The sequence below is a fragment of the Pseudarthrobacter sp. J1763 genome, from assembly GCF_050490295.1.
In the GTDB taxonomy this organism is placed as follows: domain Bacteria; phylum Actinomycetota; class Actinomycetes; order Actinomycetales; family Micrococcaceae; genus JBNPEO01.
In genome coordinates this window covers 62531-68841 of record NZ_JBNPEN010000014.1, presented here as the reverse complement: position 1 = coordinate 68841, position 6311 = coordinate 62531, and the positions used below count along the sequence as shown (strand labels likewise).

The 6311-nt window shown below is 59.1% G+C and carries 7 protein-coding genes; 3 read left to right on the top strand and 4 right to left on the bottom strand.

Features of this window, described 5'->3' with window-relative positions:
• Nucleotides 1-229: 229 nt before the first annotated feature.
• The 3 genes from ACQQCD_RS12440 to ACQQCD_RS12430 all read right to left on the bottom strand — a co-directional run bounded on the left by ACQQCD_RS12440 (nt 230) and on the right by ACQQCD_RS12430 (nt 3152).
• On the bottom strand, nt 230-2494 hold the full coding sequence (locus ACQQCD_RS12440) for a heavy metal translocating P-type ATPase (protein WP_430268694.1): 2265 nt from the start codon (nt 2492-2494) through the stop codon (nt 230-232).
• Nucleotides 2495-2557: 63 nt separating this feature from the next.
• Entirely contained in the window at nt 2558-2797 is a 240-nt protein-coding gene (locus tag ACQQCD_RS12435) for a heavy-metal-associated domain-containing protein (protein WP_430268693.1), read from the bottom strand.
• Between the two features lie 37 nt (nt 2798-2834).
• On the bottom strand, nt 2835-3152 hold the full coding sequence (locus tag ACQQCD_RS12430) for a metal-sensitive transcriptional regulator (protein WP_430268692.1): 318 nt from the start codon (nt 3150-3152) through the stop codon (nt 2835-2837).
• 262 nt (nt 3153-3414) lie between these two features.
• Here ACQQCD_RS12430 and ACQQCD_RS12425 point away from each other — a divergent pair, with 262 nt between their 5' ends.
• Nucleotides 3415-4569: a WD40/YVTN/BNR-like repeat-containing protein gene (locus ACQQCD_RS12425; RefSeq protein ID WP_430268691.1), complete on the top strand. Its 1155-nt coding sequence runs from the start codon at nt 3415-3417 to the stop codon at nt 4567-4569.
• On the top strand, nt 4566-4880 hold the full coding sequence (locus tag ACQQCD_RS12420; RefSeq protein WP_430268690.1) for a MoaD/ThiS family protein: 315 nt from the start codon (nt 4566-4568) through the stop codon (nt 4878-4880). Before ACQQCD_RS12425 ends, ACQQCD_RS12420 begins: the two co-directional genes overlap by 4 nt.
• A 20-nt stretch (nt 4881-4900) precedes the next feature.
• On the opposite strand, the gene ACQQCD_RS12415 is transcribed toward ACQQCD_RS12420, so the two are convergent.
• Nucleotides 4901-5137: a hypothetical protein gene (locus ACQQCD_RS12415; RefSeq protein ID WP_430268689.1), complete on the bottom strand. Its 237-nt coding sequence runs from the start codon at nt 5135-5137 to the stop codon at nt 4901-4903.
• A gap of 195 nt (nt 5138-5332) precedes the next feature.
• On the opposite strand from ACQQCD_RS12415, the gene ACQQCD_RS12410 reads away from it, so the two are divergent.
• The gene (locus ACQQCD_RS12410) at nt 5333-6253 is read left to right on the top strand and encodes a diacylglycerol/lipid kinase family protein (RefSeq protein ID WP_430268688.1); all 921 of its coding nucleotides are present in this window, start codon (nt 5333-5335) and stop codon (nt 6251-6253) included.
• The last annotated feature ends 58 nt before the right edge of the window (nt 6254-6311 follow it).

The window sequence follows — 6311 nt, the reverse complement described above, 5'->3', positions numbered from 1 at the left end:
GAGTCTTGAGCTGAGCAATATCTGCACCCCAAATAGCCATAACATTTACTCCTTCATCATCTGCGGAACCGAACTTTTTCTGCCGGTATCCCCCACATACGATTCCCGGCGATTTCCGGAAGAACCATTACCTAAAACCTACCCACAGCCCCACACACTGTCGATGGGAACCACTACCCATACACAACAACCCATCACCCAGGTGACTAGTGAGTTGGTGTGGCAGGGGCTACTTTCCGAAGCTGCGCAGCCTCAGCGAGTTGGCCACCACCAGTACAGAGCTCGCGGCCATTGCTGCGCCCGCGATCATCGGATTCAGTAGACCTAGTGCGGCCACAGGGATGCCGATCGCGTTGTAGAAGAACGCCCAGAACAGGTTGGTTTTGATGGTCTTGAGCGTTGCCCGGGACAGCTCTATGGCTGTGACCACTTGGTTGAGGTCGCTGCCCATTACTGTCAGATCGGCAGCTTCCATGGCAACGTCAGTTCCTGAACCCATGGCGATGCCCAGATCCGCTTGCGCCAAAGCTGCTGCGTCATTTACGCCGTCACCGGCCATGGCCACAATCGCGCCGGCTTCCTGCAGTTTCCGTACGGCAGCGACTTTCCCGGCAGGTTGCACACCAGCAAAAACATCATGCGGGTCAATGCCTACAGCCGCGGCAACTTGCTCGGCCGCACCCTGGTTGTCACCCGTAAGCAAAACTGGCCGCAATCCCAGTTCCTTGAGCTTGGCAATCGCCGCTACCGAACCAGGCTTAAGCGAATCACGAAGCACAATCACGCCCACCGCAACGCCGTCAGCCGCCACCACAATTGCTGTACCGCCACTGGCCTCAGCGTCAGCAACTGCCTCTTGAGCTGTGGAAACGTCCACGCCCTGTTCAAGGAGCCAGCCGGAACGCCCAGCCAAAACTGGAGCTCCGGAGACGTTTCCAGAGACTCCGCCGCCGGGAGCGGAATTAAAGTTTTCAACGCTAGCCAACCCGCCGGCGTCGTCCGTTTTTCCTAGGCCCGAACCACTGCGCGCTGCGGCAGTTATGGCCTGCGCGAGCGGGTGTTCGGAGGCGGCCTCAAGGGCCCCAGCGAGCATCAACACTGAGCGCGAGGTGTGGTCAGTCATCGGAAGAACTGACTCTACGGATAGCTGTCCGCTGGTCACGGTGCCGGTTTTGTCCAACACAATGGTGTCTACGGTGCGGGTGTCCTCAAGAACTTGCGGGCCCTTGATCAGAATGCCCAATTGCGCACCACGGCCGGTCCCGGTCAGCAAACCAACCGGTGTGGCCAAACCAAGTGCGCACGGGCAGGCAATCACCAAAACCGCGACGGCGGCAGTCACCGCAGCATTGAGGCCTCCACCAAAAGTGAGCCAGAGAACAAACGTCAACACGGCCAAACCCAAAACAACTGGGACAAAAACTCCGGAAATCTTATCCGCGAGCCGGGCAATCGGGGCCTTGCCGGTCTGTGCTTGAGAAACCAGCCGTCCCATCTGCGCCAAGGTGGTTTCGCTACCAACCCGAGTAGCGCGGACTAGGAGCCTGCCCGAGGTGTTGATGGTGGCGCCCGTAACCGCATCGCCAGGGCCGGTTTCGCGGGGCAGTGACTCGCCAGTGACCAAGGAGGTGTCAACGGCCGAGTTTCCCCCGACCACCACTCCGTCGGTGGCGATTTTGGTGCCCGGTTTGACCACAAAAACGTCTCCGGGAATCAGCTCGCTAGCCGGAATGCTCAGCTCTTGACCATCTCGGAGAACCAGCGCGTCCTTGGCCCCAAGGCTCAGCAGGGTTTTGAGAGCATCACCTGCCTGGGCCTTTGCTTTCGCTTCAAGGAAGCGGCCCAGCAGCAGAAACGCAGTGACCACTGCGGCCACTTCGAAGTACAGCCCACCGGCCATGGAACTCATCTCGGAGGATGCAGTCATGGTGGGGTGCGCGATGAGCTGAACGGCAGAGTATAGGTACGCAGCAATCACACCAATAGAAACAAGTGTGTCCATGGTGGAAGCTAGGTGGCGGGCGTTGATAGCAGCGGCACGGTGGAACGGCCAAGCGGACCACGTCACCACCGGAAGTGCCAGAATCGCCACAACCCAGCCCCAGTTGGGGAAATGCAGCGGCTCAATCATCGAGATTAGGAACACCGGCACGGTCAGGATGATGGCCAGAATTAGCCGCGGCTTAATGACATTTGCCGCCGGGCCGTGGGTCATGTGGTCGGTGTGGTTGTGCTCGTGATGATCTTCCGGCTGGGCGCGAAGGCGGGCTTTGTACCCAGCGGCGGCAACGACGTCGAGCAGTTCTTGGTCACTGACTGACTCCGGAACGCTCACGTGGGCGGACTCCAGCGGGAGGTTGACTGTGGCCTCAACGCCCTCGATTTTGCCGAGTTTTCGCTCCACACGGTTCACGCATGAAGCGCAGGTCATACCTTCGATATCCAGCTCCACAATGCGTGGGGCGCTGGTGTGATGGATGCTGTGCTGTGTCACTGCTGCCTCTCCGTGCGCTGGTTCCAGCGCATTGCCGGGCCACGAGAATGTGGGCCCGTGCGGTTATGCGTTGTTGTTCACCATGAGGTAACCGGCCTCGGCGATTGATTCTCCGAGTTCTTCGGTGGCGACTTGGCGAGTGGAGCCGATGGTCACTGTGGATGTTCCGCCGGCGTTCAGGTCAACCGAAACGGATTCGACGCCGTCAATCGCTTCGAGTTCTTCGGTCACGGACGAGACGCAGTGACCGCAGGTCATGCCGGAAACGTCAACAGTGGTGGTGAAGGGGAAAGCGGTGCTCATGGTGTGCTCCTGTGTTGGTGGGTGTGTAAAAGCTGGGTTAGCGCAACAATCGGCCAATGGCCTCAGTGGCTTCTTTGACTTTGGCGTCAATGTTTTGGGCGCGAAGTTCGGGGTCTGGTTCGGAGGCGGCACCCACCACGCAGTGACCAATGTGCTCTTCAACTAAGCCCAGGCTGACCGCGTGCAGGGCTTTATTGGCGGCTGCCACTTGGGTCAGGATGTCGATGCAGTACTGGTCCTCGTCCACCATGCGAGATATCCCGCGAACCTGCCCCTCAATGCGTTTGAGTCGCTTGAGGTAGGCGTCCTTGTTGGAGTGGTAGCCGTGAGTGGTTGTGGTGGTGCTGCTGTCCATAAGATCAATGTATACCCCAGGGGGGTATGTGGCAAGCATCTTCGAGGCACAAAAAAGCTCCAGAGTGCGTTATTGGGGGATACGCACTCTGGAGCAGCTTTTGGGGCAGGTCCTATGTCTCCCTGCTGAAATGAGCCTACTGTGTGATGACACGTTTCACCAGTAGGAATTGAAACTACTTTAACTTTATTTTCTCGAGCCTCCAGTGAGCCGGTTTCCGGCAACCATTGCTACATCGCCCGCAAGGTGGTTCCATGGCCTCATGGCCATTCAGGATGAACTGGAAACAGGCGATCAGCAGCAATACCTCCTAGCAATTGGCACCAAAAAGGGCTTGTGGCTTGCCACTAGCCCGGACCGGCGCGCGTGGACGCTTGACGGCCCACACTTTTTTATGAGCGAAGTCCCCAGTATCGGCATCGACGCTAGGGGGCGGAAGACGCGCCTGATGGTGGGCATCCGATCCGAACACTGGGGCCCCACAGTGGCCCACTCTGACGACCTCGGTGTCACATGGACCGAGCCAGAAAACGGGGCAATAACTTTCCCACCGGACACCGAAGCTGCAGTGGAACGAATCTGGCAGTTGTACCCTGACTCCGACGCCCGGCCAGGCGTGGTGTGGGCCGGCGTCGAACCTATCTCGGTGTGGAAATCGACTGACGGCGGCGAACATTTTGAACTCAACCGCGGACTCTGGAACCACCCCCATCGTCCGGACTGGGGCGAAGGTTTTGGCGGTGGTGCCGTCCACTCAGTAGTGGTGGCTCCGGACGGTCAAAACGTGCACGTGGCGATGAGCACTGGTGGCGTGTACCGCTCCCTAGACGCGGGGGAAACGTGGGAAGCCAAGAACAAGGGTATCTCCGCATACTTCAACCCGGACCCGTATCCAGAATTCGGCCAATGCGTCCACAAGATTGCCGCCGATCCACAAGTTCTAGGCCGCCTCTACGCCCAAAATCACCACGGCGTCTACCGTACTGATGACAACGCAGATTCTTGGGTCTCCATTGCCGAAGGGCTTCCCGCCGACTTCGGATTTGTTATGCTCACCCACCCCACGCGCGCTGGCACAGCGTGGGTAGTGCCCATCAAAGCTGACGGCGAACGCATCCCACCAGAGGGAAAACTGGCCGTCCACCGCACCGACGACGCTGGCGCAACCTGGAAAAGGCTCGACGACGGTCTGCCGGACTTTGAATACAACGTGGTGTTGCGTGATGCCGCCGCGGTAGACAGTGGGGGTTCAAACGTCGGGGAAAAGGTGGGCGTCTACCTAGGCACACGCGGCGGCTCGGTCTACGGAAGCGCTGACGAAGGAGAAACGTTCACTGAGATTGCCTCACACCTACCGGACGTCTTGTGTGTCCGCGCCGCCAAAGTTCCCGTGGCCGTTCCGCACACCAAACCATGACAGAAACTCACGTGGAATTCACGGTTCGCTTGCCCAGCATGTTGCACCAACTGGCCCAAGGACAGTCCGAACTAACAGTTGAAATAGCCCCAGAGCTGGAAAACCAGGCCGTTTCTGTGGCCCGAATTCTGGACGCTGTAACGGCGCAATACTCTGTGCTGGGGAGGCGGCTGCGGGACGAAACCGGAGCTCAACGCCGTCACGTGAATATCTACGTGGACGGCGAAGAAATCCGGCGTCTCAACGGCTTGGCCACCGAAGTGACCGCCGTCAGGGAGATTGTAATAATCCAGTCAGTGGCTGGCGGTTGACGCGGCAGCCGCTACTGGGTTCAAGCCACTCGCCATAGGCTGCACTCCTCGGCATTGATGACTTTGCGTGCGCCGGTTTCTTGTTCCCGAATCCACACAACGCCGATCCCCGGTGCTGTTTCTTGGACACGGCCTCGGCGGATCACCACGTCATCAAAGTGCGGTCCAACGAACACACGCGCTTCAATCTCGTCACCTCGGCGCAATTGATCGATGCGCCGAACCCGGGTGGAACTGTGGCTGACTTCCTTAAGCATCGGATCCTCCTGACCAAGCGTTACTACCGAACAAACTGCTGGTAAAACCAGTCTGAAACTGCATTGTTGCGTCTGCGTTTCGCGCCGGTAATTGCTGTGTAAGAGGTCCGAGTAGCGCCGCCTCGCCGATTGGTAGCCAGCCGCGCGGTAGTCTCAACATCAAGACACCGCACCGTTCCAACCGCCGAGGACACCATGACCGCCAAACGCGCAGCCATTGTTATCAACCCGTCAAAATCCACCGACGTGGACTTCCGCGCTGTCCTTGAAACGCAGTCGAAGGAAAATGGCTGGGCCGAACCGCTTTGGCTGGAAACTACCGTGGATGACCCGGGTGTTGGAATGGCGCGTGAAGCGCTTAAGGCCGGGGTCGACGTCGTACTGGCAGCTGGCGGTGACGGCACCGTACGCTGTGTGGCCGAAGTATTGGCTGGCACCGGGATAGCCATGACAGTCATACCGCTGGGCACGGGAAACCTACTCGCCCGCAACTTGGGCATCAATCTAGCTGACCCAGAAGGCGCAGTCCGTTCGGCTTTCGGATCCACCGAGCGCAGCATCGACGCCGTTGAGATAGTGCTTGACCACTCCCAGGACAAACAAATCTACGCTGTGATGGCAGGCTTGGGCTTCGACGCAACGATTATGGCGGACACCGACTCGGACCTCAAGGACAAGGTGGGTTTCTTGGCCTATGTAGACGCCGGCCTGCGGAACCTGCAAGGGGAACCGGTCAAAGCGAAAATCCACATCGACGGCGGCCACACCATCCGCCGCCGGGTGCGCAGCGTGATGGGCGGCAACTGCGGCCGCGTCCAGGGCGGACTTGAAGTTTTCCCTGGCGCAAAAATCGACGACGGCGTACTGGACTTGATGGTGATGGCGCCCAGCGGCGCCTTTGGCTGGGTGGCGGTGGTGGCCGGTATAGCTGGACGAATATTTGGCCGCAGTAGAGCCGCGAATCCTGCCGTGGAGTACTACACCGGAACCCGTGTGGAAATTGAAGTAGAAAAACCCCAAGACATTCAGCTGGACGGCGATCACGTTGGCGAGGCGAGTCACGTCCAAATGACACTGCTACCAAACGCGCTCAAGATCCGCGGCGAGTTCTCCTGAAAGGCCACGCTGCCTCCTCCGTAGCGGCTTCCTAGGTGGAGGCATCGTGCTGCGAGTC

Excerpts from the sequence above, each read along its gene's own strand:
- ACQQCD_RS12435 (WP_430268693.1), bottom strand. The coding sequence starts at position 2,797 with ATGAGCACCGCTTTCCCCTTCACCACCACTGTTGACGTTTCCGGCATG.
- ACQQCD_RS12430 (WP_430268692.1), bottom strand. The coding sequence starts at position 3,152 with ATGGACAGCAGCACCACCACAACCACTCACGGCTACCACTCCAACAAG.
- ACQQCD_RS12425 (WP_430268691.1), top strand. The coding sequence starts at position 3,415 with ATGGCCATTCAGGATGAACTGGAAACAGGCGATCAGCAGCAATACCTC.
- ACQQCD_RS12420 (WP_430268690.1), top strand. The coding sequence starts at position 4,566 with ATGACAGAAACTCACGTGGAATTCACGGTTCGCTTGCCCAGCATGTTG.
- ACQQCD_RS12415 (WP_430268689.1), bottom strand. The coding sequence starts at position 5,137 with ATGCTTAAGGAAGTCAGCCACAGTTCCACCCGGGTTCGGCGCATCGAT.
- ACQQCD_RS12410 (WP_430268688.1), top strand. The coding sequence starts at position 5,333 with ATGACCGCCAAACGCGCAGCCATTGTTATCAACCCGTCAAAATCCACC.